Consider the following 25,730-nt stretch of genomic DNA (forward strand, 5'->3'; position numbering starts at 1 on the left):
GATCCAGCGCGTCGGCGAGGGCGGCCAGTGCGTCGGCCAGGCGCCGGCGCAGCGCGTCGGTGGAGCGCACCGGCAGCACGCACCAGGCGACGGCGATGCCGACGATCGCGCCGATCGCGATCTCTTCCAACCGCGGCCACAGGATGCGCGTCGGCGGCAGGTCGGCGAAGCCCTGCAGCAGGGCCAGCGCGATCGTCACGAACAGTGCCCACCATGCGTAGCCCAGCGGACGCAGCCACACGCCGAGAAAGACCGCGGCGAGGATCAGCGCCGCGGCGGCGACGCCGTGGCTGCCGGCGAGCGGCGCCAGCAGCAACGCCAGCAGTGTCCCCGCCGCCGCGCCCAGCACGCGCTGCACGCTCTTGTAGGCGACCTCCAGCCGGCCGCGGTTGCCGCTGAGGACGATGAAGGTGGTCAGCACGATCCACGCCCAGCGCTGGGCGAAGAACACGTAGCCGACGACGAAGGCTACGGCCAGCGCGACGGCCATCTGGATGGCCATGCGCGTGCTCGCGATCGGCCGCAGCGCGCTCTCGCGCGGCGCTTCCGCGCGGGCGCGTTCGCCTGCGGGCCGCGGCGGCAGGAAGCCGGTGCGGCGCGCGAGCGCCTGCAGCGCGTTCACCCACGACAGGGCCAGCAGCGCGATCAGCACCGGCAGCAGCGGCGCCGGCACGGCGCTGGCCTGCGAGGCGGGGCCATGCGGCGTGACCAGCAGCGCCACGAACGGCAGCGCGATCAGCGAGCCGGCGCTCTGTGCGATGGCGCCGAAGCGACGCAACCAGATCGACACGAACATGCCGGCGACGAACACCGCCGCGCCCAGCCACGGCGCGGCGTGCAGCAGGAAGCCGACGCCGGTCGCGGCCAGGCCGACCAGGGGCAGGGCAACGATCGCTTCGATGCGTTCGCGACGGCTGCGCTCGAGCTGGCCGCGCGACAGCGACAGGCACAGCACCACCGCCAGCACCGCCGGGCCGCGGGCGGGCGCGAGCGCCAGCGCGCATGCGAGGCAGCCGAGCGCGGCCGCCATCGTCACCACCGCTTCGCGCAACGCGTCGGCGAGGCTGGCGCCTGTGGCCGCGACGGACGTTCGGTTGATCGCAGCGACGGACGCCATCCGCGGGATCCCGGTCAACGAGAGGCTGCCATGGTAGCGGCAAGCGGCGACAAGCCCGCGACGGTCGGCGCGATCTCGGTCGCACGGGCGCGCCTGCGCACAGCGATCGAGCGGGCGTCCCGGCGTCGGCGCGGTGCCGTTGCCGGGGCGGGCGGTGCTAGTCCCCGGTCTGCGGCAGCGGCGCGGACGGTTCGGCCACGGCTGCGGCGGGCGCCGCCGCGCGTGCCTGCGGTGTCGCCAGGGTCTTCGGCACCAGCAGCGCGATGATCGCCGTCGCCGTCAGCATCAGCGTGCCGGCGACGAGGAAGGCCGCGCCGTCGAAATCGTGGCGGCTGCCCCAGGCCAGCGACTGCGAGGCGATCAGCGGACCGAGCACGGCCGCCACCGAGTTCATGCTGCCGATGCCGCCCTGCAGGGCACCCTGCCGCGTCGCATCCACCATGCGCGAGAGCAGGCCGTTCATCGACGGGTAGCCGAGCGCACCCAGCGCGCCGACCAGGAAGAAGGCATAGACCTGCCAGGGATGCGACGTGAACGCATAGGCGAGCAGGCAGGCGCCGGCGGCGGTCAGGCCGGTGATCGCCGCGCGGCGCTCGCCGATCCTGCCGACGATGCGGCGGGTGAGGAAGATCTGCACGAGCACGGTGAGCAGGCCGACCCAGGCCAGGCTCCAGCCGATCTGCGCGGCGTTCCAGCCGAAACGGATCGTGGCCCAGAACGCCCAGGTCGACGGATAGACCACGCCGCCAAGCTGCCACAGGAACCAGGCGAGCAGCAGCGGCGCGGCGTTGCCGGCATGGAACAGCGGACGGAACGCGCCGATCACGTGCGCGTCGCGCAAGCGGAACGGGCGGCGGTGCTCCGGTGCCAGCGTCTCCGGCAGGAACAGCGCCATCGACACCGTGTTGATCGCCGCCAGCGCGGCGGCCACCACGAACGGCGCACGCGGGCCCAGCGCGGCGACCACGCCACCCAGCGCCGGACCGATGATGAAGCCGATGCCGAACGCCGCGCCGAGCAGGCCGAAGGTCGCGGCACGCCGCTCGGGCGGCGTGACGTCGGCGATCACCGCGCCGGCGGGGCCGAACGTCGCGCCGGCGATACCGGCAATGGCGCGGCCGACGAACAGCCAGCCCAGCGTCGGCGCGGCCGCCATCAGCAGGTAGTCGAGGCTGAAGCCGACCATCGCCGCGATCAGCACCGGCCGGCGACCGTAGCGGTCGCCGAGGTGGCCGATCACCGGCCCGGCGAAGAACTGCGCGGTCGCGAACACGGCGAGCATCCAGCCGGCGACGCGCGTCGCCGCGGCGAGGTCGAGGCCGCCGAGGTAGGTGATCAGCTGTGGCAGCACTGGCATGACGATGCCGAAACCGATCACATCGATGACCACGGCGGCGAGCACGATGGGGACGGCGCGATGGTCGAAGCGGGGCGGTTGGGAGGACATGGCGGGCTCGGGGGCGTGCGCCGCGAACGTGCGCGGCGCGAGGGGGGCGGCATGGTAGCGGAAAGCGGGGCGGCAGGGGAAAGGCCGGCGAGCGCATCATTCAGCCCGGATCCGGCGATCGCGCGGCGTGTCGAAATGCCGTGCGGCCATTCGTCGTGGATTCGAAAGGCCAACTTCTCTTGCCCCCGAGGAGGTCGACACATGAGCACCATCACGCTGCACCGCGTGCTGCGCACCACGCCCGAGCGCCTGTACCGCGCGTTCCTCGACGCCGACGCCATGGCCAAGTGGCTGCCGCCCAACGGCTTCATCGGCAAGGTCCACCACCTCGATGCGCGCGAGGGCGGCGGCTACCGCATGTCGTTCACCAACTTCGCGACCGGCACCACCCACGCTTTCGGCGGCACCTATCTCGAGCTTCGGCCGGGCGAGCGGATCCGCTACAACGACCGGTTCGACGACCCGAACCTGCCCGGCGAGATGGTGACGACGGTGACGCTGGCGAAAGTGTCCTGCGGCACCGAATTGAAGGTGGTGCAGGAAGGCATACCCGACGCGATTCCGCCGGAAGCCTGCTACCTCGGCTGGCAGGAGTCGCTGACGCTGCTGGCCAAGCTGGTCGAGGCGGAGATTCCGGATTGAGCCGGCCGCGCGCGGACGGCGACGCCTGCGCGATGTCGATCCGGGCGCGCCCCGTGCGTCGCGACGGCGCGAAAACGCTACGCACGGCGGAAGCCTGCGGCGCGTGCGGCAAAACCCAGCCATGAGGAGAACGACCTTGCGTTACCTGTCGATGATCCGCATCCAGGAGAACACCGGGAAGGTGCCCAGCGAGTCGCTGATGACCGACATGGGCAGGCTGATCGAGGAAATGAGGCGGGAAGGCACGCTGATCGACACCGCCGGCCTGCGGCCGACGGCCGAGGGCAAGCGCGTGCGGCTGCGCGGCGGCCGGCTGTCGGTGATGGATGGCCCGTTCACCGAGGCCAAGGAAGTGATCGGCGGCTACGCCGTCCTGCAGGCCGACTCGATGGCGCACGCGGTCGAGCTGACCAAGCGCTTCCTCGCGCTGCACGGCGACGGCTGGGATCTCGAATGCGAAGTGCGCGAGATGGAGTATCACGAGGTCGACCAGACGGGCTGCATGCCGGCGGCGTGACGCGGCGGCAGCGCGAGACGCCGTGCCCGCCTCAGGTTTCCGCGACGACGACGTGCGCCTTGAGCCGGCCCTCGACGGGCCCGTCGCCGAGGCGCTCGGCGATGAGCGCCTCGACGGCGTCGACGGCGGCCTCGAGGCCGGACGGCTTGCGCATCTCGATTTCGGCGCGCAGCGGCGTGCCGAGGCAATAGGCGAGGGCGGGGATGCGCGGCGAGGCGGCGGCGCTGCGCGCCGTCACCGTCTCGAACTGCGGCCTGGCGTTGAAGCCGCCGGCGGCCAGGTCGCGCCGGATCGCGGCGATGTCGGAATAGCCGTGCGGCACGCGCGGCAGGAAGCGCGGCGGATCCGCCGGAAACATCGCGGCGAGCGCGGCCGTCACCGCGTCGGCGAAGTCGTTTTCCTCGATCCGGTCCCAGACGTTGAAGATCAGCGCGCCGCCGGGCCGCAGCACGCGGCGCGCCTCGGCGAACGCGCGCGCCTTGTCGGGGAAGAACATCACGCCGAACTGGCACGCCACCACGTCGAAGGTGCGGCTGGCGAACGGCAACTGCAGCGCGTCGGCCTGCCGCCACTCGATGGGGCGCCCGGTGCCGACGCGCATGGCGAAATCCAGCATCGGCTGCTGCAGGTCGGTGGCGACGATCGTCGTGCCGGTGGGCAGCCGTGCGGCCAGCTCGCGCGTGACCGCGCCGGTGCCGGCGGCGATTTCCAGCACGCTCGTCGCCGGCCGCGCCGCCACCCGCTGCGCCAGGTCGGCGGCGTAGGCCGCGAAGATCAGCGGCACGAGTTGCTCGTCGTACAGCCTCGGAACGAACAGCGTGTCGCGCGCGAGCCCGTTCACGCGACGGCTTCCCGTTCGCTGCCGCGGACCAGGGCGGTCGGAAGCCGCGGCGGTGCAGCGGACGGGTTCCGGGTTCGATCGGATCTCACGGGCCGGGCCGGCATTCAGGAGGAAGCGGACGCGGCGCGCGCCGGCTGCGCCGTCGCCGGCCGCTTCTGCAGCGAGCGGACGTAGGCGGCGACGTCTTGCTTGGACACCAGTCCGCGGTGCGCGCGGTCGATCGCGTCGAAATGGGCGCGGATGAAGGGCACCGGCCCTTGCTCCGCCTCCTCGCGGCTCAGCAGGCCGTCGCCGTTCTTGTCGGCGATGTCGAAGTTCTTCTGTGCGCGCTCGATGGTGCGCACCACGCTGCCGAGGCCGTGCTGCGCGAACGCGGCCTGCCCGGGAACCACGGCTGCGCAGACGCCGAGCAGGGCGAGGAGACGGGCAATGCGCATCGGGGCACTCCGCGATCGGCGATGCGCCCAGTATGGCATCGCCCGCCGCCGGGCGGCAGGCCCGCGCGGAGTCCGGCGGCGCGGCGCCCCTCGGCGCGCCGCGGTATTCTTGGCCTTCCTAGCGCACCCGTGGAGACCGCACATGGCCACCGGCTGGGCCGGCGACGGCGCCGTGCACGACCAGATCGACGCGACCGTCAACGACGCGGTCGCGCGCGCGCGCAGCAAGCTCGGGCGCGGTCCGAGCCGTTCGCAATGCGAGGAGTGCAACGCCCCGATCCCGGAGGCGCGGCGCAAGGCCGTGCCCGGCGTGCGCCTGTGCGTGCGCTGCCAGCAGGCCGCCGACAAGGCGGACGTGGTGCACAGCGGCTACAACCGCCGCGGCAGCAAGGACAGCCAGCTGCGCTGAACGCGTCAGGCGACGCGCCGCCGCGGTTTCGCCGCCGCCTCGCCGAGCAGGTGACCGAAGAGATCCTTCGGATCGGCGAGCCGCGGGATCAGGCCGATCGGCTCGCCGAGGCCGAGCTCGCGCGCGCAGTCGCGCAGCAGGCGCAGCGCGGCGTAGTCCTCCAGCGCGAAGCCGACCGAGTCGAACACGGTGATCTCTTCTGCGCTGCGGCGGCCCGCGGCGTCGCCGGCCAGCACGCGCCACAGCTCGGTCACCGGGAAATCGGCCGGCATCTGCTGAATGTCGCCCTCGATGCGCGTCTGCGGCTCGAACTCGACGAACACCGAGGCGCGCGCGAGCACGTCCGGATGCAACTCGGTCTTGCCCGGGCAGTCGCCGCCGACGCCGTTGACGTGCATGCCCGGCTCCAGCATCGCCGGGGTGAGGATGGTGGCGTTGGTCTTGTCGGCGGTGACGGTGGTGACGATGTCGGCGCCGCGCACCGCCTCGGCGGTGGAGGCGCAGCGCCGCACGCGCAGGTCCGGCGCGGCGGCGGCGAGATGCGCGGCCAGCTTGGCGGTGGCCTGCGCATCGACGTCGTACAGGCGCACCTCGTCGACGCCGAGGAGGTGGTGGAAGGCCAGCGCCTGGAACTCGCTCTGCGCGCCGTTGCCGATCAGCGCCATGCGCCGGGCGTCCTTGCGCGCCAGCGCGCGCGCCGCCAGCGCCGAGGTGGCGGCGGTGCGGATCGCGGTGGTCAGGGTCAGCTCGGCCAGCAGGGTGGGCATGCCGGTGGCGACATCGGCCAGCACGCCGAACGCCATCACCGTCGGCAATCCTTCGCGGGTGTTCTTCGGGTGGCCGTTGACGTACTTGAAGCTGTACTCGCGCGCGTCGGACACCGGCATCAGCTCGATCACGCCGACCGCGGAATGCGAGGCGAGGCGCGCACACTTCTCGAACTCGGGCCAGCGGCGGAAATCGGCCTCGAGGTAGTCGGTCATGCGCGCCAGCACCTGCGGCAGGCCGAGCGCGGCGACGATGCGGGCGATGTCGCGGGTGGTGAGCAGGGTGGTCATGGCGGTCTCCGGAAGCAGGGTGCGCGCGGCCTGCGGCGCGGTCGAAGCCATTGTCCGCAGGCCGGCGTCAGCGCAAAACCGCAAAAATGCGCATGAATCGCCAGAAAACTGGCATTTCGTCAGCCAACGGTGACATCATGCGCACATGGACGCCCTCGACCAGCAATTGATCGCCAGGCTGCGCCACAACGCGCGCGCTTCCATCGCCGAACTCGCCAAGGCCCTGAAGGTGTCGCGCGGCACCGTCACCAACCGCATCGCCAAGCTGGAACGCGCGGGCGTGATCGTCGGCTACACCGTCAAGCTGCGCCCGGACGCCTCGCCGCACGAGATCCGCGCCTGGACCGGCATCGCCGTCGAGGGCCACCAGCAGGCGGTGATCCGCGCGCTGCTCGGCGAGCCCGGCGTCGCCGCCTTGCACGACACCAACGGCCGCTGGGACCTGCTGGCCGAGCTGCGCGTCGGCAATCTGGCCGATCTCGCCGCCACGCTCGAGCGCATCCGCAGGATCAAGGGCATCAGCGCCACCGAGACCAGCATCCACCTGCAGAGCTTCCGCGGCTGAAGCGTGCGAGCACGGCCGCGCCGCGATGCGCATCTCGGTGTCGAACTGGGCGACCACGGAGGAGGACGCGACGCGCAGCGCCGCGGCGATCCTGCGCGTCTTCCGGGCCGTCGCCGGCGCGCGGGGCTGATGCCGCCGTCGAGCCCGCCGGCGACCGGCCCTGCGCTCGTGTCCCGCGGCTGCGAAAACGCGGCGCCCCGAGCCTCGGCGGCCGGAAAGACGCCATCGGGGCGCCGATGACGGTGTATGCTGGCGGCCGCGCCGCCTGCGCCGATCGCGACTGCTCGAGGCGGGGCGCCCGGCGCCATGCCCGGCGATCGGCCGTTTTCGATGACCCTCCGGATTGCGCACGCGATGCACGCCGCGACTACGCCTGTCCGTGTCGTCCTCGACACCAACGTGTGCCTGGACCTGTTCGTGTTCCGCGACCCGCGCGTGGCGGCGCTGGAGGCGGCGCTGCGGACCGGCGCCATCGCCGCCGTCACCCGCGCGGACTGCCGCGGGGAGTGGCAGCGCGTGCTGCGTTATCCGCAATTCCGGCTGGACGACGAAGGGTGGGCGAGTGCATGCGCCGCCTTCGACGCGCTGATCCCGTGCGCCGCCGCCGCGCCGCCCGCGGACCCCGACCCGGCGCTGCCCCGCTGCCGCGATCCCGACGACCAGAAGTTCCTCGAACTCGCCTGGGAAACGGGCGCCAGGGCCTTGATCACCAAGGACAAGGCACTGCTGGCGCTGCGCCGCAGACTGGGCCGGCTGGGCTTGTTCGAAGTGCTGCCGCCCGAGGCTTGGACGGCGGCTCGCGCCGCCGCCTGAGCGCCGCCGTCGATATCCGGCGATCCCGCCGCCTGCATCACAAATCCGCGAGCAAACCCGGCAGCGCGACTCAAGTCCGGCTAGGCTTATGCCGATAGGACGGCATCGCGCGCGGCAGGGATCATCGGCGTGTCCGCGATGCCGACGGTCCCGCGACCCCATGGATGAAGCGCGTGCCGATCCAGGGGTGCCCGTGTCGAGTCCGCTGCGGTCCATGTCGAAGGCCCTTTTCGCGGCTGCCGTGATGGCGGTCGCGGCGGGCGGGCGTGCCGAAACGCGCGATCCGGCGGCCGGCTTCGACCGGCTCGCCGACCGCCTCGACAACCACGAGCTCGCGGTGTCCGGCGAAGCGCAGACGCAGCGCGTCCTCGCCGAACTGCGCGCGATGCTGCCGCCCGGCGACGCCCGGCGCGAACTGCGCTACCGCTACCTCTACTGCGTGCTCGGCTTCGGCAACGACGTGCGCGCCGGCTTCGATTACGCGGCGCAGGGCCTGGCCGATGCGCGCAAGGCCGGCGACGCCTACGCCGAGGCCAATTTCCAGCTCTGCCGCGGCCAGTATCACGAGCTGGCCACCACCTCGAGCGACGCGCTGGCCGACTACGACGCCGGCATCGCCATCGCCGGCAAGCTGGGCGATGCGCGCCTGCTCGGCGACGCGCTGAGCCTGCGCGGCGGCGTGGAGTCGCTGCTCGGCGAGCACGCCAAGGCGCTCGCCGACTTCATCGAGGCGCAGCGGCTGTACGAAGGCGCGCACCGCGACGCGGCGGCGGAATCCAACCTGCTCAACATCGCCATCGTCTACCGCCGCATGGGCGACTACGCGAAGGCGCACGACTTCCTGCGCCAGGCGCGCGATTCCGCGGTGCGGCGCCACGACATCCGCGACCAGTATTTCGCCGCGCTGCAACTCGCCTTCCTGTACGTGGAAGAGGAGCGGGCGGATGCCGCGGTCGACTCGGCGCGCGCCGCCGTGGATCTGGCGCAACGGCTCGGCGAGCGCGGCAGCACGGGGCTGGCGCGGCTGGGGCTGGCGTACGCGCTGAACGCGCAGCGCGGCTATGCGCAGGCGCTCGCCGTGCTGAAGCAGGCCGAGGCGGATTTCGCCGCCGTCTCCGACCGATCCGAAGGCGACATGCTCGATCTCAACTACGGCATCGCCTACGCCGGCCTCGGCCAGTACGAGCGCGCGATCAAAATGCTGGACGCCGCCGAAGGCAAGCTGCGCAACACCAACAACATGCGCTATCGCGAGATGCTCTACGCGACGCGCGCGTCCGTGTACGAGGCGATGCACAAGCCGGCGGCCGCGCTGGCCGACTACAAGCGCGCGATGACGATGCGCGAGACCATGCACCGCATGGGCCGCACGCAGTACGGCACCTGGATGAGCTACCAGTTCGACAGCCAGCGGCGCGAACTCGAGAACCGCCGCCTGATCGCCGAGGCGGCGCTGAAGGAACAGCGGGTGAAGGCGCTGGAACGCGTGCGCAACTGGCAGGCGGCCACGCTGCTGTTCGCCACGCTGCTGGTGGCGCTGCTGGTGGTGTTCGTCTGGCGCCAGCACCGGCAATCGCGCCGGCTGCGCCGCATGGCCCTCACCGACGCGCTGACCGGCATCGCCAACCGCCGCCAGATCGAGAACACGCTGCACGAACACGTCGCCGCGGCGCGCCAGAACCGCCGGCCGCTGGCGGTGCTGACGCTCGACGTCGACCACTTCAAGCGCATCAACGACACCTGGGGCCACCAGATCGGCGACGACGTGCTGTGCTGCATCGTGCACGCCTGCCAGCAGGCGCTGCGCAAGGACGATGCGCTCGGCCGCATCGGCGGCGAGGAATTCATGGTGGTGCTGCCGGGAACCTCGCCGGACGCCGCGGCGCACGTCGCCGAACGCCTGCGCGCCAGCGTCGAGGCGCTGGATCTGGGCGACATCGCGCGCGGCCTGAAGGCCACCGTCAGCATCGGCGTCGCCGACCTCCTGCCCGACGACGACGTGGAAATGCTGATCCTGCGCGCCGACGCCGCGCTCTATCGCGCCAAGCGCGAGGGCCGCAACCGCGTCGAGATCGACGCCGGCGCCGACGACGCTGCCGGATCGCAGGCGCACGCCGCCGCCGCTCCGGTCGCGCTGTTCGGCAACGGTCCGAGGTAGCTCCGGAACAGGCGCTCCGCCTGCCGTGCCGACGCTCCCGCGGGCCGGATCCGTGCGCCGGCGAACGAGGGCCGGACGTTCAACCTGCCGCGACGCCTTCGTCCAGCGCCCGCAGATGGCGCTCGATGGCGAACACGTGCGGATCGTCGGCGCCGAGTTCGCGCAGCGCCGCGGCGAGGTGCAGCAGGTAGTCGCGGTTGGGTCCGCTCGGGCCTTCGGAGGCGGCGATGTGCCGTGCGATCTCGTGCTCGGGCGCTGGACCGAGGAAGGCCGCGTTGTCCGTGGTGGCGATGTAGACCAGGCCTTCCGCGCCGCCGCCGTCCTCGAAGCACAGTTCGGTGACGAAGCGCAGGTAGCCGTTCTTCTCGCGGTAGTCGAGATGGTCGAACACGTCGGGCGTGACGCGGTAGGCCATGCCGACGCAGACCGCGCCTCGCTCGCGCACCAGGGTGACCACGCGACCGGGCGCCTGCGGCGTGCCGCGATGGTCGTGCGAGCCCTGCCAGAAGCGCCGTGTCCAGCCGTGGATGCGCGCCGGCCTGCGTTCGAGGTAGGGGAAATCCGCCTTGTAGATCAGCGAGCCGTAGCCGAACACCCACACTTCGGCGTGGCCGTCGAAGCGAGCCAGGCGGCGGTTGGCGGCGAGGGTATCGGCGGACACGGCGGTGCGCATGCGGCGGCGGGCCGCCCATGGTACGCGATGCGCCGCGCGCGCCGCACGCGCGCAAGCTTGCCGGCCCGCCTCCTGGCGCTATGCTTGCCGCCGGGGACCGGGAACAGGCAGTCATGGGACAGTCCGCTGCAGACGGGGGCGTGCCCTCCGCGCGCTTCGCGCGCCGGCGGAAGGCGGCCGCGCTGGCGATGCCGCTGCTCGCCGCGGCGCTGGGAAGTTGCGGCGAGTCGACCGGCACGGACGCAACGGCGTCGCGGCAGGCCGGCCAGCCGGCGAAGACGCACGCGCCGATCCCGCGCGCCGCGCCGCCGGTGACGACGACCAGTGCCGGGTCGGCGCCAGCGATCGACCCCGAGACCGCACGCGCGGCCGTGCGACGGCTGCCCGGCGTGCGCGCGGTGGTGTGGCTGCACCGCGATCGTCTGCTGGTGATGGTCGGCGGCCAGCGCTACCGCCGCGCCGACACCATCGATCGCATCTGCCGATCGCTCGAAGCGCTGGGCGACGCCCGCGCCGTGGTCGTCGACGTGCAGGACATCACCGCCCGCGACAGCGACGAAGCGGTTGCGCTCTCGCGCGGCTGCGCGCCTGCGGAAGACGGGCGCGCGGCGGAGTAGCCGCGGCCGCATCGCGGGCCGCGATCGGCGCCCGCGATGGCAGGCGCTGCACAGGGCCACGTCCGCGGAACCAGCCGACGAGCAGCGAAGAAGATCCGAGGCCAACCCCGCCCGAGCCGCCCTTGCCGGGCGACTGCGGCGGCGGCGGCTGCTCGCGCTGCGTGTTCGACGTCTGCGAGGACGCGCGCGCCCGTTTCGAAACCGCCCTGACGGCATGGCGCGGCCGTCATCCGCGAGCCGGGTAGCGCGGCGGCGACACCGCGGCGTCTTCTGCCGCAGGTCAGGCACGAACGCCCTTGGCGTTGACATCGATCAAGCCGCGGCAGGCCGCGCTCTCCCAGCATCGATGGCGCTGGACGACGTTGGGCGAGAGCACGGCGCATGGGCGGCCAAACGTCCGTTCTTGCCGGTGCAACAGAGGGGCGAGAGGTGGAACAGACGGCGGCTTGGCGCGACGCGAGTCTGCTGGCACGCCAGTCGCGCTGGCTGCTGGTCCTCGGCTTCATCGCCGCGGCGGCGGTGCCGGTCGGCATCGCCACGGTCGGCGTGCTGGTCGTCGATGCGCAGTTCCGCGCGCAGGCCGGCGCGGTGCGGCTGTCGCTGGCGCGCAAGGCGGCGGCGGACGTGGATTTCGCGGTGAGCGTGGCACAGGCCCGCCTGCGCACGATGGCGGCGCGGTTCGCCGGCGACGCGCGGCTGCGCGGCGACCGCGCCGCGTTGATCGCGGAGCTGGCGCTAGTGCAGCAGAACGCGGTGAACCTGCGCTCGCTGGCGGTGACCGGCGCCGACGGCGCCGTCGTCGCGGCCTATCCCGAGGGATCGCCCGCGTCGGCGCTGGCGGCGCGGGCGGATGCCGCGGCGCGGCTTGCGGTGGCGCCCGACGGCGAAATGCAGATCCTGATGCGCATACCGATCCGCGCCGCCGACGGCAGCGAACTCGGCGCGGTGATCGGCGCGGCGCCGCTGGCGCGCGTGTTCGCCACCCTGCGCACGATGCCGTTCGCCGTCACGGACGCGATCTCGGTGCTCGCGCGCGACGGCCGCACGCTGGCCAGTTCCGTTGCTGCGCGCAACGGCAAGCCCGGCGTGGCCGGGGCCCTGTACGAAGCCTTGCGGCAAGGCCGCGAGGAAGTGGGCGAGTACCGCTCGGCGATCGACGGTCGGCAGGAGTTCGGCGCGCTGGCGCAGGCGCAGAGCGTGCCGGTGGCGCTGCTGGTCAGCCAGTCCAGCGCCGAAGGTTTCGGCGTGCTGCGCACCATCCGCGGCGTGCAGGTCTTCGCCACCGGCAGCCTGCTGCTGCTGGGTCTGGGGCTGCTCGCGCTGTCGCTGCGGGCGCACCACGCGTTCCAGCAGCGCATGCACGACGCAGGCGCGATGCTGCACGCGGTGATCGAGGGCACCACCGACGTGATCCTCGTGCACGACCGCGAGGGCCGCGTGCTGCTGGCCAACTCGGCCGGGCTGGCGTTCACGGGCCGCAGCCGGGAAGAGGTCGTCGGGCATCCGTCGGCCGAATGGCTGGACGCGGCGACCGCCGAGGCCATGGCGGCGCGGCGACGCGAGGTGATCGAGCGCGGCTGCGCGATCGCCACCGAGGAAGTGTTCCGCGTCGGCAAGGAGTTGCGCGAGTATTCGGTGGTGCGCGTGCCCATCGACGACACTCGCGGCCACGTGCACGGCGTGCTCAGCGTGCTGCGCGACATCACCGATACCAAGCGCGCGCTGCGCGCGCTGCGCCGCAGCGAACGGCGTTTCCGCGACCTGTTCGAGCAGAGCCCGAGCTTCATCTGGACGCACGACGCCGGCGGCCGCCTGCTGGCGGCGAATCCGGCGATCGCCCAGGCGCTCGGCAGCAGCGTGGAAGCGCTGATCGGCCGCAACCTGGTGGAGTTCATCCCGCAGGCCGAGCGGCAGGCATTCGTCGACTACCTGCGCACGGTGGCGAGGCAGGGCAACGCTTCCGGCACGTTTTGCGTGCGCCACGCCGACGGCACGTTGCATACCTGGCATTACGCCAACCGCTGGTACGAGCAGGACGAAGGCACGCCCTACGTGCTGGGCTATGCGCAGGACATCACCGAGCGCGAGGATTACGAACGGCAACTGATCGAGCTGAGCCGGCTCGATCCGCTGACACGCTGCTGGAACCGCCGTTACCTCGAGGAGTTCGAGGCGCGCGCCGGCCCGCACGGGCGCTGGGGCTGCGTGGTCGTCGACCTCGACCACTTCAAATCCATCAACGACACCTACGGCCACAAGCAGGGCGACGCCACCCTCGTGGCCATGGGCCGGTTCCTCGCCGACGTCGGGCGCAGCGGCGACGCGGTGGTGCGACTGGGCGGCGACGAATTCGCGCTGATCGTCGACGGCGCCTCGGAAGCGGATCTGGCCGGCCTGGTCGCGCGCATCGAGCGCGAGGCGGCGGCGCAGACGCAGCTGGCGTTTTCCTACGGTTGGGCGCTGCACCAGGACGGCGAGCCGCTGGAACGCACGATCGCGCGCGCCGACGAGCACCTGTATCAGCGCCGGCGCGCGCAGCGCGCCGGCTTGCCGGCCGGCGACAGCGGCCACGGACGAGCCGAGGCGTCGTGAGTCCGGAGGGGGCGACGCGGCATCCTGCCGCGGCGGGAGGCGGGGCATGGCGAACGCGACGGTGACGAAGGCGGCGGGCGAGGGGGCGGCGGTGCGCTTGCGCGAACGCCTCGCGGCGGGCATCCGCACGCTCTACCCCGGCTATTTCGCGCTGGTGATGGCTACCGGCATCATTTCCAACACCGCCTACCTGCTCGGCTTCGAGTTGCTCTCGCACGCGCTGCTGGCGATCAACCTGGTGGCGTTCGCCTGGTTGACGCTGGCGCTGACGCTGCGCACGCTGCGCTTTCCGCGCGCGCTGTGGGCCGACCTGGTGAACCCGCGCCTGGTGTTCTCCTTCTTCACCATCGTCGCCGCCGCCGACGTGCTCGGCGTCCAGTTGCTGATCCGCGGCCAGGTGGCGGCGGCGCTGGCGCTGTGGCTGTATGCGTTCGCGGTGTGGGTGACGCTGGCCTATCTCAGCTTCGGCGTGCTGACCTTCCTCAACGCCGGCGGCGCCGACGTGGTCCACGGCGGCTGGCTGATCGCCATCGTCGGCACCGAGTCGCTGGCGATCCTCGGCGCGCTGCTGGCGCCGGCGCTGGGCGCGTGGAAGGCGCCGATGTTCGTCGCCGCGCACATGCTGTGGGGCGTCGGCATCGTCCACTACGGCATCTTCATCACCCTGTTCAGCTACCGGCTGTTCTTCCTGCGCGTGGAGGCTTCCGACATGACGCCGCTGTTCTGGGTGGTGATGGGCGCGGCGGCGATCAGCGCCAACGCCGGTTCGACGCTGATCATGTCCGACACCGGCATTCCGTTCCTGATCGCGCTGCGGCCGTTCGCCGACGGCACCACGCTGATCCTGTGGGCATGGGCGACGTGGTGGATCCCGCTGCTGGCGGTGTTCGGCTTCTGGAAATACTTCGTGCGCGGCGAGCGTCTGAGCTATCACCCGAGCTTCTGGAGCCTGGTGTTCCCGCTCGGCATGTACGCGCTGGCCACCTGGCGGCTGTCGCTCGCCACCGACTTCACGCCGCTGCAGTGGGTGCCGCGCGTGATGCTGTGGGTGGCGTTCGCGGCCTGGGCGCCGACGATGGCCGGCGCGCTGCGGTCGGTCGGGCGCGGCTTGCGTCAGGGCTGCTGACTTCGGTCCAGTGCAGCCGGTATCTCTGCGGCCAGCGCGTCGATCGCGGCGCGCGTCTTCGCCGGCAGGTGGTGCGCGTGCGGCCACACGGCGTGGATGTCGGTGCGCAGCACGTGTTCGCGGTCGGTGAGCAGCTTCAGCCGGCCGGCCTGCGCCTGCGGCGCGGCCAGCCAGCGCGGCAGCCGGGCGATGCCGAACCCGGCCACGGCGGCGTCGGCGATCGCCTGCACGTCGTCGTAACGCAGGCGCGTGACGATGCCGAGCGCATGCACGCGGCCGTCGCCGTCCGACCATTGCCAGGGCGTCTCGCGTCCGGCGCGCGCGTAGGCGATGCCGGCCAGGCCCGCCATGCCGTCGAGACGGCCGTTCCAGCCGGCCGCGGCGAGGAACGCGGGCGCCGCGCACAGCACGAAATCCTGCGTCGCCAGCCGCCGCGCCGCGAGCGAGGCGCTGTCGGGCAACGTGCCGATGCGCACGGCGAGGTCGAAGCCTTCCTCGATCAGGTCGACCACGCGGTCGCTGAAGGCGATCTCCAGCGCCAGCGCGGGATGGCGCTGCGCCAGCCGCGCCAGCACGGGCGCCACGCAGTGGCGGCCGAACAGCACCGGCACGCTGACGCGCAGGCGGCCGCGCGGCTCGCTGCGGCCGCTGGCGAGCGCCGCCGCGCCCGCCTCCAGCTCGTCCAGCGCGCGGCGGCAGCGTTCGTAATAGACCTGGCCGCTCTCGGTGAGGCTCTGCCGGCGCGTGGTGCGCTGGAACAGGCGCGCGCCGAGACGCCGCTCCATGGCGGCGATGCTCTTGCTGACCGCCGAGCGGGTCACGCGCAGCCGCGCCGCGGCCTGCGCGAAGCTGCCGGACTCGGCCGCCTGCACGAACGCGGCGATACCGTCGAGGGGGTCGTCGATGGCCACGATTGAATAATTTCTGGAATCAATCCGCGGACGAATTTACACCACCGGAGCGCAGCACGCTTCGATATCGTGGCCGTCGGTGCCGCCGCGGCGGCGTACATCTCCCGGGAGGGCTCATGCAGACGTATCGGATCGTGCGTGGCGGCGGCATCGGCACGCTGGCGCGGGTGGAGCAGGCCTCGCCGCCGCTGGCCGCGCGCCAGGTGCGCGTGCGCATGCGCGCGGTGGCGTTGAACAACCGCGACCTGCAGGTGGCCGAGGGCGGCGGGCGCGCCGCTGCCGGCGCGGCGGTGGTGCCCGCCTCGGACGGCGCGGGCGAGGTGGTCGAGGTCGGCGCCGGCGTCACCCGCTTCCGCGTCGGCGACCGCGTGCTGGCGGCCTATTTCCCCGACTGGATCGACGGCCTACCGACGCCGGAAACCACGGTCAGCGGGCTGGGCGGGGCGATCGACGGCGTGCTCGCCGAGGAGATCGTCGCCGCCGAGCATGCGCTGGTGGCGCTGCCGCCCGGGCTGGACTTCGTCGAGGCGGCCACGGTGCCGTGCGCCGGCGTCACCGCCTGGCATGCGCTGTTCGTCGCCGCCTCGCTGCCGCCCGGGTCCGACGTGCTGCTGCTCGGCACCGGCGGCGTTTCGGTGTGGGCGCTGCAGCTCGCGGCGGCGGCCGGACTGCGCGCGATCGTGACGTCCTCGGACGACGCCAAGCTGGAGCGCGCCCGCGCGCTGGGCGCGGTGGAGACGGTCAACTACCGGCGCGCGCCGGAATGGCAGGACGAGGTGCGCCGGCTGACCGGTGGCCGCGGCGTCGACCTGGTGGTCGAGGTCGGCGGCCGGGACACGCTGCGGCGTTCGATCGCGGCGACGCGCAACGGCGGCACCATCGCCATGGTCGGCGGCGTCGGCGGCGGTTTCGGCGTCGAGCTCGGGCCGTTCGCGCTGATCGGCGGCGTGCATCGTCTCGTCGGCGTGCTGGTCGGCAGCCGGGCGATGGCCGAGCGGCTGCTGCGGTTCGTCGCGCACGCCCGCATCCGCCCGGTGATCGACCGCGTGTTCGCGTTCGGGCGCGCGCACGAGGCCTACGCGCATCTGGCCTCGGGCCGGCACTTCGGCAAGGTGGTGGTCGCGCTGGACTGACCCCGGCGGGCCGGCATGCGCGCCGGGCATCCCTTTCGGCACATCGCGCCGTCGTCGCGGGCGGCTACGCTGCGGCGCTCCCGTTCCAGGGCTGCTGGGGGTTCCGCATGTTCAAGCGCTCGATCGCCGCCGTGCTGGCGGCATGCCTGACCATCGGCGCGTTCGCGCCGGCGACGGCGTTCGCGGCCGACGCGCCGGCGAAAGACGCCAAGGCCGCCCACGCCGACGAAGGCATGGATCTGCCGCCGTTCCCCGCCGACCGGACCGTGCAGCAGAGCGTCGAAGTCGGCGGCAGGACGCTGCGCTACGAGGCCACCGTCGGCTCGCTGCCGGTGCGCGACGAGAAGGGCAAGGTGATCGCCGACGTGATGTACGTCGCCTACGTCGTGCCCGGCCGCGACCGCCCGGTGACGTTCGCGCTGAACGGCGGTCCGGGCGCCTCCTCGGTGTACCTGAACCTCGGCGCGATCGGACCGAAGCACGTGCAGTTCGGCGCCGAGGGCGACAGCCCCTCGGATCCGGCGACGCTGCGCGACAACCCCGGCACCTGGCTCGATTTCACCGACCTCGTGTTCATCGATCCGGTCGGCACCGGCTTCAGCCGCGCGCGCGTGCCGGAGGACGAGGCGAAGAAGCAGTTCTACGCCACCGACGCCGACATCCACTACCTGTCGCGGATCATCTACGACTGGCTGGTGAAGAACGGCCGCATGACCTCGCGCAAGTACCTGGTCGGCGAGAGCTACGGCGGCTTCCGCGGCCCGCGCATCACGCACTACCTGCAGACGCGCCTCGGCGTGGCGATGAACGGCCTGGTGCTGGTTTCGCCGTACCTCGATCCGGGCGCCTCCGACGACGGCGACCTGTCGCCGCTGCCGTGGATGCTGACCCTGCCCAGCATCGCCGCCGCCAACCTCGAGCGCCAGGGCCGGCTGACCGACGCCGCGATGGCCAAGGTGATCGACTACACGCGCGGCGACTACGTCACCGATCTGCTGAAGGGCCGCTCCGATCCGCAGGCGCTGGAGCGCATCGTCAAGCGCGTGACGGAACTGTCCGGCCTCGATCCGACCTTCGTGCGCCGCTCCGGCGGCCGCCTGGAGACGCAGGCCTACCTGCGCGAGGTCTACCGCGCCGAAGGCAAGTTGGGCAGCCGCTACGACTCCAACGTGACCGCCTGGGATCCGTTCCCGTTCGATCCGCAGCAGCGCACCAACGATCCGCTGCTCGACAGCATCGTCGCGCCGACCACCACGGCGATGGTCGACTTCATCACCCGCACCGTGGGCTGGAAGTACGACGGCCGCTACAACGCGCTCAGCTACGAGGTGAACCGCATGTGGGACCGCAAGGGCTCCGAGCGCGGCTCGGTGCAGGAGCTGCGCCAGGCGGTGGCGATCGATCCTAAGCTGCAGGTGCTGATCGCGCACGGCTGGGGCGACCTGTCGTGCCCGTTCATGGCCTCGGTGCTGATCGTCGACCAGATGCCGGTGATGGGCGACGCCGACCGCGTGCAGGTGAAGGAGTATCCGGGCGGCCACATGTTCTACAGCCGCGGCGCCAGCCAGGCGGCGCTGCGCCGCGACGTGATGGCGCTGTACCAGCGGCACTGACGCCGTCGCGGCAAACCTTGCGGGGCCGGTGCGCGCCGCGCGCCGGCCCCGCGTCCTTGGGCGCGGGCGCCGCCTCCGGCCGCGCCTGACGTGGCCATAACGCCGGGCCGCTACACTCGTGACGGGATTCCCTGCGGATACCGGTGGCGATGGGCACGGACGACATCACGATCCGTTCCGGCGAACTGACCGCGCTGCGCCTGTTCGATGTCGCCTACGCGATCGACCTGGCGCGCGCCGAGGCGCTGTGGGCGGCCGGCGCGAGCAGCCGCACGCGCCTGACCAGCACGCCGTCCAAGGCGTTGGCCTTCGGCGTGCCGCCGCTGCGGCTGGCGCTGGGCGAGGTGGAGATCGAACTGGACGGCAAGCGCGTGACCGGGCAGGCCAGCGCGCGCCTGTACGACTTCGGCGTCGCCGCGCTGGCGGTGCGCGTGGCCGTGACCGACACGCCGTGGCCGGCGTTCGTGGCGCGTTTCGACGCGCTCGACCGCGCGGTCGGCCCGAACGCGCAGCAGGCGTTCTGGACCGCGCTGCTCGACCGCGTGCGCGAGCGCGCCGGGCCGGCGCTGGAGCGTCCCGCCGTCGCCGCCGACCTGCAGGAGGACTACCTGATCGGCACGGTGCACGCGCTGGACGAGCCGCTCGACGCCGCCGCCCTGCGCGCGCGGCTGGACATCGCCGGGCTGCTGTCGGGCGAATCGCGACCGCTGTCGGAGGCGGCGCGGCGCGACCTCTTGGCGCGCAGCTTTTCCTACTACGCCGACGACCTGGTGGTGCTGGCCTGGGACCGCGCCTTCGTCTACGAGCCGCGCCGCGACTCCGACGTCGCCGACGTGATCGAGGTGGCGAACGCGCAGCTGGTGGAGTTCCGCTACTACGACGCGCTGCTCGACGACGAGCTGCCGCGCATGTACGCGCGCGTCGAGGAGGCGCGTGGCGCGACGGCGCTGCTGGCCGCGCGCCGCTTCGCCCACCTGGCGCGGCGGCTGTACCGGCTGGTCGCCGAGGTCACCGAGCTGACCGAGCGCGCCGACAACGCGCTGCAGGTCACCGAGGACGTCTACCTGGCGCGCGTCTACACCGCGGCGCTGGAGCTGTTCCGCGTGCCGACGCTGAGCGCGTCGGTGGATCGGAAATTGGCGATCATCCGCGATACCTACGCGGCGCTTTACGAGGAAGCCTCCAGTCGCCGCGCCGAATTGCTGGAAATCGCCATCGTTCTGCTGATCGCGCTGGAGATCGTGCTGGCGCTGGCGCGGCACTGACGCGCGCCGGTGGCGCACCGTGCCGTCGGTCATGGTTCAGCTGCCGTGGCCGGCGCGGTAAAAATCGCCGACTCCGCCCTCGGGCGCTGCGCGAAGGAAACGGAATCATGGGCAAGCTCATGGCTGCATGCATCGCCGCCGCTGCCGCGATGCTGCCGCAGGCGCCGGCACGTGCCGGCGCCGCGGCGGTGCCGGTCGAGCGCGTCGTCGAAACCGCGCCGCAGGTGCGCCTGCGCGTGGTCGACACCGGCCCGGCCGGCGACGCGCCGGCGCTGGTGCTGGTGCCCGGCTGGGGCATGAGCGCCGAGATCTGGCGCGAACAGATCGCCGCGTTCCGCGGGCAGCGCCGTGTGGTCAGCTTCGACCCGCGCTCGCAGGGCGACTCCAGCAAGGTGACGGAAGGCAACACGCCGGAGGCGCGGGCGCGCGACCTGCACGCGCTGCTGGCGGCGCTCGGGCTGGAGCGCATCGTGCTGGTGGGCTGGTCGCAGGGCGTGCAGGACGTGGCCGCCTACGTCGAGCAGTTCGGCACCGCCGCGCTCGCCGGCGTGGTGCTGGTCGACGCGCCGGTGTCGGCGGGCGCGCAGTCGGTGCAGGCGCGGCCGCAGGCGGCGGCGCAGGAGCTCGAGCGGCTGGCGATCTACGGCGCGCACCCGCAGGCGTATGCGCGCGGCATGCTGCGGGCGATCATCCGGCGGCCGCTGCCGCAGCCGGAATTCGATCGCCTGGTCGCCAGCCTGCTGAAGACGCCGACTTCGATCGGCCAGGCGATGCTGCTGGCGGACCTGTTCGGCGTCGACCGCACGCCCGCCCTGGCGAAGCTGGACCGGCCGACGCTGGTGATCGCCGCGGCGTCTTCGCCGGAACTCGAGGCGCAGAAGGCGATGGCGGCGAAACTGCCGCACGGACGCATCGAGACGATCGAGGACGCCGGTCACGCCGTGTTCGTCGACCAGCCGCAGCGTTTCAACGCGATGTTGGCGCGCTTCCTGGCGGAGCTGGGGGAGGCCTGAACGAATCGGCGGACGTCGTGCCCGCGGCCGCCGCAGGCGGCCCGCAGGACGAGCGCCGCGAAGGCGCGAGTCGCGCGGGCGGCCGGGGAAAACCGCAAGCGGGGCGACCCCGATGCCCCCACCGCCCCCGGGCGTTCATTCCGGCTTCCCGCATGCGCGGGAATGACGGACCGGCCGGAGGGTCGCCGACGCCGCGCGCCCGGCGCGGCGCCGGTCGCGCTCAGTAGATGCCGACCTGCAGCGCGTAGGGCGAGTCCTCGCCCGACTTGGTGGTCTCCGGCAGCGTGTACACCTCGACGGTGTACTCGCCGTCGGCCTGCATCGGCGCCGACCAGGTGGTCTCGCCGGTCTTGATGGTGTCGACCAGCGGCTTCTTGCCGTCGGGGCCCATCACCTTGAGGTAGATGTTGGGGTTCTTCGAGAACAGCCGCAGCGCCAGCGTCTTGCCGGCGTGGCCGGCGACGGTGTAGTCCTGCCTGTAGTCGTCGTGGCTGAGGCTGCCGCGCAACTGCGTCCACGGATTGTTCGCTTCGAACGTGACCTGCGTGGCGGCCGCGGCGGCCGCCGCGGCGCCGAGGGCGAGGCCGAGCACCGCGGCGCGGACGAGGGTGGTGAAGGGTCGGAAGGTACGCATGGGCTTGTCCCTGTGGGTGTCGGTGAGCGAGGCCGGGACGCGCCGTCGCGTGTCCGGGAAACTCGTCCAGCCTCCTAGCATAAGCCCGGCGGTGGCGCGGGGCGAATGCGGGGAGCGGACAAGCCGTCCGCGGGCGCGGCGATGTGCCCGCGCGGCGTCAGGACGCCTGCGCCAGCGCGCGGTCCAGCCACAGCCGCAGCGTGCGCCCGTCCATCGCGCCGGCCTGGCGCGCCACTTCGCGGCCGCGGCGGAACAGGGCGAGGGTGGGAATGCTGCGGATGCCGAAGCGCGCCGCGAGCTGCGGTTCGGCCTCGGTGTCGATCTTGGCCAGGCGCACGTGCGGCTCCAGCGTGCGCGCGGCATCGGCGAACACGGGGGCGAAGGCGAGGCAGGGGCCGCACCACGGCGCCCAGAAATCGACCAGCACCGGCAGGTCGCCGCGCCCGGCGATCGCGTCGAAGGAGCCGGCGCTGAGCTCGACCGGATGACCGCCGAACAGCGGCTGCTTGCAGCGCCCGCACACCGGGCCTTCGCCGAGGCGCGCGCCGGGCACGCGGTTCAGCGTGGTGCAGTGCGGGCAGGGGACTTCCACGGGCGTCGTCACGACATGCTCCGTCAGCAGGGATGGCGCGTAGATGGGGACGGGCCCCGCGCCGCGCAATGCGCCGGGCCGTGCCGGCGGGGGCGATCGCTATACTGCCGCCGCGGTCGGCCCTGCCGTCCGATCACGCCCGGGGAAATCGCATGTCCGAACCAGCGACGCCACGACGCGCCGGCATCGCCGCGCGGTGGATCGACCTGAACCTCGTCCGTCTGCCGCTGATGGCGGCGATCCTGATCGCCGTCTACATCGGCCTGCAGTTCTTGCGCCTGGGCGTCATGCGGCTGTGGCCGCAGGCGCCGGCGGACGCGCTGGCGATCGTCGCCGCGCTGCTGCTGGCGGCGGCGATGCTGGCGCTTTATGCGCGCATGGTGCGCAGGTTCGAACGCCGGCCGGTCGGCGAACTCGCCGCCGAAGGCGCGGCGGCGCGCGTGCTGGGCGGCGCCGCCATCGGCGCGTCGCTGTTCGTGCTGGTCTATGCGGCGCTGGCGCTGCTGGGCGTGGCGCGCTGGCACGGTCTCGATGCGTCGACGCACCTAGGGACGGCGCTCGGCGCTTCGCTGGCCGCGGCGGTCGGCGAGGAGCTGGTCTTCCGCGGCGTCGTCTTCCGCCTGCTCGAGGACAGCTTCGGCACCACCGTGGCGCTGATCGCTTCCGCCGGCCTGTTCGGCCTCGCGCATGCCGGCAATCCCGGCGCCACCTGGACCAGCACCGTCGCCATCATGCTGGAAGCCGGCGCGCTGCTCGGCCTCGCCTACGCCTGGAGCCGCAGCCTGTGGCTGCCGATCGGCCTGCACTTCGGCTGGAACTTCACCGAGGGCGGCGTGTTCGGCGTGGCCGTGTCGGGCGGTCCGGCGCACGGCGGTCTGCTGCGCGTGTCGCTCGAAGGCCGCGATCTGCTGACCGGCGGCGCTTTCGGCCCGGAAGCCTCGGTGGCGGCGGTGGGCGCGAGCCTGGCGGCGGCCGCGGTCTTCGGCGTGGCCGCGGTGCGCGCCGGCCGCTGGCAGTGGCTGCGCCGGCGCATGCGCTACGCGGGCTGACGGGGGCGGCCGACGCGGCGTCGTTTCCTCCGCCGCGACGGACGTGACACCATCGCATCGCCCCGTCACGGCCGCCAGCGGTCGTGTGTTCATGTCGTTTCGAGCCGCCTGGCGCCGGGATTCCACGACGATGCCGCATGCCTCCGCCATCCTCGCCGTACGCGATCTCGGCAAGCGCTACGGCACGACGCGCGCCGTCGACGGCGTGTCGTTCGAGGTGCGCCGCAACGAGATCGTCGGCCTGCTCGGTCCGAACGGCGCCGGCAAGACCACCACCATCAACATGATCCTCGGCGTGCTGGCGCCGAGCGCGGGCGAGATCCGCATCGAGGGCGTCGACCTCGCCCGCGAGCGCGAGCGCGCGCTGGCCAGCACCAACTTCGCCGCCGTCTACGCGCCGCTGCCGGGCAACCTGACCGTGCAGCAGAACCTGCGCTGCTTCGGCCTGCTGTACGGCGTGCGCGACCTCGCCGCGCGCATCGAGGAGGTGCTGGCGGAATTCGACCTCATGCGCTTCCGCCACACGCGCTGCGGCCTGCTGTCGTCCGGCGAGCAGACGCGCGTAGCGCTGGCCAAGGCGATGCTGAACCGGCCGCGCCTGCTGCTGCTGGACGAGCCGACCGCGTCGCTGGATCCCTCCGCCGCGCAGCACATCCGCCACGCCATCCGCGCGATCGCCAGCCGCGACACGCTGGGCATCCTGTGGACCTCGCACAACATGTACGAGGTGGAGGCGGTGTGCGACCGCGTGCTGTTCCTGTCGCAGGGGCGTCTGCTGCTGGAAGGCGATCCGAAGACGCTGCCGCGCGAGCATGGCGCTCCGTCGCTGGAGGCGCTGTTCATCCGCGTGGCGCGCGAGCCGCTGACCTTCGCGGAGCCGATGGCATGAATCCGCGCCACGTCGCCGCGATCGCGCTGCGCCAGTACTACCTGCTGCGCAGCAGCCCGACCCGGCTGGTGCCGTTGTTCGCCTGGGTGGCGATCGACATCGTGCTGTGGGGCTTCATCGCCCGCTACCTCGACCGCATCGCGCCGCACGGCCCGGATTTCCTGCTGACCCTGCTGGGCGCGGCGCTGCTGTGGGATTTCTTCACCCGCATCATGCACGGCGTCACCACCGCCTTCCTCGAGGACGTGTGGTCGCGCAACTTCCTCAACCTGTTCGCCACGCCGCTGTCGGTGTCGGAGTACGTGTTGGGCCTGGTGCTGACCAGCATCGCCACCAGCCTGGTCGGTCTCGCCGTGATGCTGGCGCTGGCGTCGCTGGCGTTCGGCTTTCCGTTCCTCGCCTACGGCGCGCAGTTCGTGCCGTTCGTCGTCGTGCTGTTCCTGTTCGGCATCGCGCTCGGCATCCTCGCCAGCGCGATGGTGCTGCGCCTCGGCCCCGCCTCGGAGTGGCTGGTGTGGCCGATCCCGGCGCTGCTGTCGCCGTTCGCCTCGGTGTTCTATCCGCTGGCGGTGCTGCCGGCGTGGATGCAGGCGATCGCGCGCGCGCTGCCGCCGTCGTACGTGTTCGAGGGCTTGCGCGCGCTGGTCGCCGGAAAGCCGTTCCCGCTGCGGGAGCTGGCTTGGGCGGCCGGGCTGGCCGCCGCGCAGATCGTGCTCGCTTACGCCTGCTTCGTCGCCGTGTTCCGCGCCACCGTGCGCAGCGGCCTGCTGGCGCGCTACAGCGCGGAGAGCACCGCCTAGCCGGGAAGTCTTGCGGATGATGGTTTGCGGACGCGGATCTGCGCGGATGAACGCGGATGGATCGTCGCGAGGCTTTCGGGCATGACGCCGGTCGGTTTGTCCGGGCCTCGTGCTCTATCCGCATCGATCGGCGCAAATCCGCGTCCGAAAGCGTGCATGCCGTTCCACGCCATGGTGCCGCGTCACGGCGTCAGAACAGGAAGCGTCCGCAGCCGCGGTAGTGCGCGCCGTCGACGGCGAGGTCGGCGCTGGCGTTGAAGGTCTCGCCGCTCATCGCGTCGGTGCAGACCGCGCGGCGGATGCGCAGTTCCACCGGCGCGCCACCGGCGTCGCCGCGGAAGCCGACCTCGCCGGTGGCGGGATCCCCGAACGGTTGCGTGGCGGGGAGGTCGTACCGGCGCTGGCCGTAATCGAGGACGACGCGCATCGCCGGCGCGTCGCCGCGGTCGACCTCGACCGACCAGCCGGGTTCGTTGCCGACCGCGCGGAAGCCGACGCCGCGCGCCTTGGCGTCCGCCCAGGGCGAGCCGGCGTCGGTCAGCGTGCACGTCTGCGGCTTGCCGCCGTCCAGCGTCAGGCGCGCCGAGGCGCCCTTGCTCCAGAACTCGTTGCCTTCGCCGTCGGCGTAGCGCGCGCCGCCGGCCGACACCTGCCGCGGCAGGCGCAGCGCGCGCTCGGGCAGCGCCAGGGCGATCGCATCGTCGTCCGCCTGCGCCTCGATGCGACGGTCGCCGCACTGGTAGACCAGGCGGCGCGGCGCGGCCGGGGCGGCAGCGGGCGGCGGCGCCGGCGGTGGGGCGGGCGCGGCAGGCGGCGGTG

At 72.7% G+C, this 25,730-nt stretch carries 27 protein-coding genes; 17 read left to right on the forward strand and 10 right to left on the reverse strand.

Annotated elements, in window-relative coordinates:
* Positions 1–1,117: FUSC family protein (locus tag MBSD_RS14920; protein WP_187300723.1), on the reverse strand; the 1,117-nt coding region annotated here is incomplete at its 3' end.
* A 157-nt stretch (positions 1,118–1,274) separates the two neighbouring features.
* On the reverse strand, positions 1,275–2,564 hold the full coding sequence (locus MBSD_RS14925; RefSeq protein ID WP_062538079.1) for a TCR/Tet family MFS transporter: 1,290 nt from the start codon (positions 2,562–2,564) through the stop codon (positions 1,275–1,277).
* A 201-nt stretch (positions 2,565–2,765) separates the two neighbouring features.
* Between MBSD_RS14925 and MBSD_RS14930 the strand changes: the two genes are divergently transcribed.
* Positions 2,766–3,206, forward strand: a complete 441-nt coding sequence (locus MBSD_RS14930) for an SRPBCC family protein (protein WP_062538080.1) — start codon at positions 2,766–2,768, stop codon at positions 3,204–3,206.
* A gap of 136 nt (positions 3,207–3,342) precedes the next feature.
* Complete coding sequence (locus MBSD_RS14935; RefSeq protein WP_237071832.1) at positions 3,343–3,723, forward strand: YciI family protein; 381 nt, start codon at positions 3,343–3,345, stop codon at positions 3,721–3,723.
* Positions 3,724–3,754: 31 nt separating this feature from the next.
* On the opposite strand, the gene MBSD_RS14940 is transcribed toward MBSD_RS14935, so the two are convergent.
* On the reverse strand, positions 3,755–4,564 hold the full coding sequence (locus MBSD_RS14940; protein WP_062538082.1) for a class I SAM-dependent methyltransferase: 810 nt from the start codon (positions 4,562–4,564) through the stop codon (positions 3,755–3,757).
* Positions 4,565–4,668: 104 nt separating this feature from the next.
* Entirely contained in the window at positions 4,669–5,001 is a 333-nt protein-coding gene (locus tag MBSD_RS14945) for an EF-hand domain-containing protein (RefSeq protein WP_062538083.1), read from the reverse strand.
* A 142-nt stretch (positions 5,002–5,143) separates the two neighbouring features.
* On the opposite strand from MBSD_RS14945, the gene MBSD_RS14950 reads away from it, so the two are divergent.
* The gene (locus MBSD_RS14950; RefSeq protein ID WP_062538084.1) at positions 5,144–5,410 is read left to right on the forward strand and encodes a DksA/TraR family C4-type zinc finger protein; all 267 of its coding nucleotides are present in this window, start codon (positions 5,144–5,146) and stop codon (positions 5,408–5,410) included.
* A 5-nt stretch (positions 5,411–5,415) separates the two neighbouring features.
* Here MBSD_RS14950 and MBSD_RS14955 read toward each other — a convergent pair whose 3' ends face one another.
* Positions 5,416–6,468: an ornithine cyclodeaminase gene (locus MBSD_RS14955; RefSeq protein WP_062538100.1), complete on the reverse strand. Its 1,053-nt coding sequence runs from the start codon at positions 6,466–6,468 to the stop codon at positions 5,416–5,418.
* 145 nt (positions 6,469–6,613) lie between these two features.
* Between MBSD_RS14955 and MBSD_RS14960 the strand changes: the two genes are divergently transcribed.
* The 3 genes from MBSD_RS14960 (at position 6,614) to MBSD_RS14970 (ending at position 10,004) form a co-directional block, all read left to right on the forward strand.
* Positions 6,614–7,033, forward strand: a complete 420-nt coding sequence (locus MBSD_RS14960) for an Lrp/AsnC family transcriptional regulator (RefSeq protein WP_062538085.1) — start codon at positions 6,614–6,616, stop codon at positions 7,031–7,033.
* A 246-nt stretch (positions 7,034–7,279) separates the two neighbouring features.
* Positions 7,280–7,846: a putative toxin-antitoxin system toxin component, PIN family gene (locus tag MBSD_RS14965; RefSeq protein WP_237071833.1), complete on the forward strand. Its 567-nt coding sequence runs from the start codon at positions 7,280–7,282 to the stop codon at positions 7,844–7,846.
* Between the two features lie 214 nt (positions 7,847–8,060).
* The gene (locus MBSD_RS14970; RefSeq protein WP_082306703.1) at positions 8,061–10,004 is read left to right on the forward strand and encodes a diguanylate cyclase; all 1,944 of its coding nucleotides are present in this window, start codon (positions 8,061–8,063) and stop codon (positions 10,002–10,004) included.
* A 79-nt stretch (positions 10,005–10,083) separates the two neighbouring features.
* Here MBSD_RS14970 and MBSD_RS14975 read toward each other — a convergent pair whose 3' ends face one another.
* A complete protein-coding gene (locus MBSD_RS14975; RefSeq protein WP_062538101.1) occupies positions 10,084–10,665 on the reverse strand; it encodes a gamma-glutamylcyclotransferase in 582 nt (193 codons plus the stop codon).
* Positions 10,666–10,694: 29 nt separating this feature from the next.
* Between MBSD_RS14975 and MBSD_RS15565 the strand changes: the two genes are divergently transcribed.
* From MBSD_RS15565 to MBSD_RS14995, 4 genes are all read left to right on the forward strand, one after another.
* Positions 10,695–11,294, forward strand: coding sequence for a hypothetical protein (locus MBSD_RS15565; RefSeq protein WP_187300729.1), 600 nt, complete (start codon positions 10,695–10,697; stop codon positions 11,292–11,294).
* A gap of 23 nt (positions 11,295–11,317) precedes the next feature.
* Positions 11,318–11,539 carry an oxidoreductase-like domain-containing protein gene (locus MBSD_RS15920; RefSeq protein WP_062538102.1) on the forward strand — a complete coding sequence of 74 codons (222 nt, stop codon included), beginning with the start codon at positions 11,318–11,320 and terminating at the stop codon, positions 11,537–11,539.
* Positions 11,540–11,723: 184 nt separating this feature from the next.
* Positions 11,724–13,886: a sensor domain-containing diguanylate cyclase gene (locus MBSD_RS14990; RefSeq protein ID WP_062538088.1), complete on the forward strand. Its 2,163-nt coding sequence runs from the start codon at positions 11,724–11,726 to the stop codon at positions 13,884–13,886.
* Positions 13,887–13,932: 46 nt separating this feature from the next.
* A complete protein-coding gene (locus MBSD_RS14995; RefSeq protein ID WP_062538089.1) occupies positions 13,933–15,012 on the forward strand; it encodes a tellurite resistance/C4-dicarboxylate transporter family protein in 1,080 nt (359 codons plus the stop codon).
* On the opposite strand, the gene MBSD_RS15000 is transcribed toward MBSD_RS14995, so the two are convergent.
* A complete protein-coding gene (locus tag MBSD_RS15000; RefSeq protein ID WP_237071835.1) occupies positions 15,000–15,923 on the reverse strand; it encodes a LysR family transcriptional regulator in 924 nt (307 codons plus the stop codon). The two genes, MBSD_RS14995 and MBSD_RS15000, sit on opposite strands and share 13 nt — an antisense overlap.
* A 116-nt stretch (positions 15,924–16,039) precedes the next feature.
* On the opposite strand from MBSD_RS15000, the gene MBSD_RS15005 reads away from it, so the two are divergent.
* The 4 genes from MBSD_RS15005 to MBSD_RS15020 all read left to right on the forward strand — a co-directional run bounded on the left by MBSD_RS15005 (position 16,040) and on the right by MBSD_RS15020 (position 20,947).
* Positions 16,040–17,056: a zinc-dependent alcohol dehydrogenase family protein gene (locus MBSD_RS15005; protein WP_062538090.1), complete on the forward strand. Its 1,017-nt coding sequence runs from the start codon at positions 16,040–16,042 to the stop codon at positions 17,054–17,056.
* A gap of 107 nt (positions 17,057–17,163) precedes the next feature.
* A complete protein-coding gene (locus tag MBSD_RS15010) occupies positions 17,164–18,669 on the forward strand; it encodes a S10 family peptidase (protein ID WP_062538091.1) in 1,506 nt (501 codons plus the stop codon).
* A 149-nt stretch (positions 18,670–18,818) separates the two neighbouring features.
* Positions 18,819–19,934: a hypothetical protein gene (locus MBSD_RS15015; RefSeq protein WP_062538092.1), complete on the forward strand. Its 1,116-nt coding sequence runs from the start codon at positions 18,819–18,821 to the stop codon at positions 19,932–19,934.
* Between the two features lie 107 nt (positions 19,935–20,041).
* Complete coding sequence (locus MBSD_RS15020) at positions 20,042–20,947, forward strand: alpha/beta fold hydrolase (protein ID WP_062538093.1); 906 nt, start codon at positions 20,042–20,044, stop codon at positions 20,945–20,947.
* Positions 20,948–21,167: 220 nt separating this feature from the next.
* Here the strand turns inward: MBSD_RS15020 and MBSD_RS15025 are convergent, their stop codons facing one another.
* Positions 21,168–21,581 (reverse strand): hypothetical protein, encoded by a 414-nt coding sequence (locus MBSD_RS15025; protein WP_187300725.1) that lies wholly within the window; start codon positions 21,579–21,581, stop codon positions 21,168–21,170.
* Between the two features lie 157 nt (positions 21,582–21,738).
* Entirely contained in the window at positions 21,739–22,185 is a 447-nt protein-coding gene (trxC, locus tag MBSD_RS15035; protein ID WP_062538095.1) for a thioredoxin TrxC, read from the reverse strand.
* 140 nt (positions 22,186–22,325) lie between these two features.
* On the opposite strand from trxC, the gene MBSD_RS15040 reads away from it, so the two are divergent.
* The 3 genes from MBSD_RS15040 to MBSD_RS15050 all read left to right on the forward strand — a co-directional run bounded on the left by MBSD_RS15040 (position 22,326) and on the right by MBSD_RS15050 (position 24,911).
* On the forward strand, positions 22,326–23,222 hold the full coding sequence (locus MBSD_RS15040; protein WP_062538096.1) for a CPBP family intramembrane glutamic endopeptidase: 897 nt from the start codon (positions 22,326–22,328) through the stop codon (positions 23,220–23,222).
* A 130-nt stretch (positions 23,223–23,352) separates the two neighbouring features.
* Complete coding sequence (locus MBSD_RS15045) at positions 23,353–24,111, forward strand: ABC transporter ATP-binding protein (protein WP_062538097.1); 759 nt, start codon at positions 23,353–23,355, stop codon at positions 24,109–24,111.
* On the forward strand, positions 24,108–24,911 hold the full coding sequence (locus MBSD_RS15050) for an ABC transporter permease (RefSeq protein ID WP_062538098.1): 804 nt from the start codon (positions 24,108–24,110) through the stop codon (positions 24,909–24,911). Before MBSD_RS15045 ends, MBSD_RS15050 begins: the two co-directional genes overlap by 4 nt.
* A gap of 190 nt (positions 24,912–25,101) precedes the next feature.
* Here MBSD_RS15050 and MBSD_RS15055 read toward each other — a convergent pair.
* Positions 25,102–25,730: COG3650 family protein (locus MBSD_RS15055; protein WP_062538099.1), on the reverse strand; the 629-nt coding region annotated here is incomplete at its 5' end.

This window comes from Mizugakiibacter sediminis (genome assembly GCF_000953855.2).
Taxonomy (GTDB): domain Bacteria; phylum Pseudomonadota; class Gammaproteobacteria; order Xanthomonadales; family Rhodanobacteraceae; genus Mizugakiibacter; species Mizugakiibacter sediminis.

What these genes read in the sequence shown, in the direction of transcription:
- MBSD_RS14945 (WP_062538083.1), bottom strand. Translation starts at nt 5,001, where the DNA reads ATGCGCATTGCCCGTCTCCTCGCCCTGCTCGGCGTCTGCGCAGCCGTG.
- MBSD_RS14960 (WP_062538085.1), top strand. Translation starts at nt 6,614, where the DNA reads ATGGACGCCCTCGACCAGCAATTGATCGCCAGGCTGCGCCACAACGCG.
- MBSD_RS14970 (WP_082306703.1), top strand. Translation starts at nt 8,061, where the DNA reads ATGTCGAAGGCCCTTTTCGCGGCTGCCGTGATGGCGGTCGCGGCGGGC.
- MBSD_RS15025 (WP_187300725.1), bottom strand. Translation starts at nt 21,581, where the DNA reads ATGCGTACCTTCCGACCCTTCACCACCCTCGTCCGCGCCGCGGTGCTC.
- MBSD_RS14930 (WP_062538080.1), top strand. Translation starts at nt 2,766, where the DNA reads ATGAGCACCATCACGCTGCACCGCGTGCTGCGCACCACGCCCGAGCGC.
- MBSD_RS15040 (WP_062538096.1), top strand. Translation starts at nt 22,326, where the DNA reads ATGTCCGAACCAGCGACGCCACGACGCGCCGGCATCGCCGCGCGGTGG.
- MBSD_RS15045 (WP_062538097.1), top strand. Translation starts at nt 23,353, where the DNA reads ATGCCGCATGCCTCCGCCATCCTCGCCGTACGCGATCTCGGCAAGCGC.
- MBSD_RS14965 (WP_237071833.1), top strand. Translation starts at nt 7,280, where the DNA reads ATGCTGGCGGCCGCGCCGCCTGCGCCGATCGCGACTGCTCGAGGCGGG.
- MBSD_RS14995 (WP_062538089.1), top strand. Translation starts at nt 13,933, where the DNA reads ATGGCGAACGCGACGGTGACGAAGGCGGCGGGCGAGGGGGCGGCGGTG.
- MBSD_RS15005 (WP_062538090.1), top strand. Translation starts at nt 16,040, where the DNA reads ATGCAGACGTATCGGATCGTGCGTGGCGGCGGCATCGGCACGCTGGCG.
- MBSD_RS14955 (WP_062538100.1), bottom strand. Translation starts at nt 6,468, where the DNA reads ATGACCACCCTGCTCACCACCCGCGACATCGCCCGCATCGTCGCCGCG.
- MBSD_RS15050 (WP_062538098.1), top strand. Translation starts at nt 24,108, where the DNA reads ATGAATCCGCGCCACGTCGCCGCGATCGCGCTGCGCCAGTACTACCTG.
- MBSD_RS15020 (WP_062538093.1), top strand. Translation starts at nt 20,042, where the DNA reads ATGGGCAAGCTCATGGCTGCATGCATCGCCGCCGCTGCCGCGATGCTG.
- MBSD_RS14950 (WP_062538084.1), top strand. Translation starts at nt 5,144, where the DNA reads ATGGCCACCGGCTGGGCCGGCGACGGCGCCGTGCACGACCAGATCGAC.
- MBSD_RS15565 (WP_187300729.1), top strand. Translation starts at nt 10,695, where the DNA reads ATGGTACGCGATGCGCCGCGCGCGCCGCACGCGCGCAAGCTTGCCGGC.
- MBSD_RS14925 (WP_062538079.1), bottom strand. Translation starts at nt 2,564, where the DNA reads ATGTCCTCCCAACCGCCCCGCTTCGACCATCGCGCCGTCCCCATCGTG.
- MBSD_RS15015 (WP_062538092.1), top strand. Translation starts at nt 18,819, where the DNA reads ATGGGCACGGACGACATCACGATCCGTTCCGGCGAACTGACCGCGCTG.
- MBSD_RS15010 (WP_062538091.1), top strand. Translation starts at nt 17,164, where the DNA reads ATGTTCAAGCGCTCGATCGCCGCCGTGCTGGCGGCATGCCTGACCATC.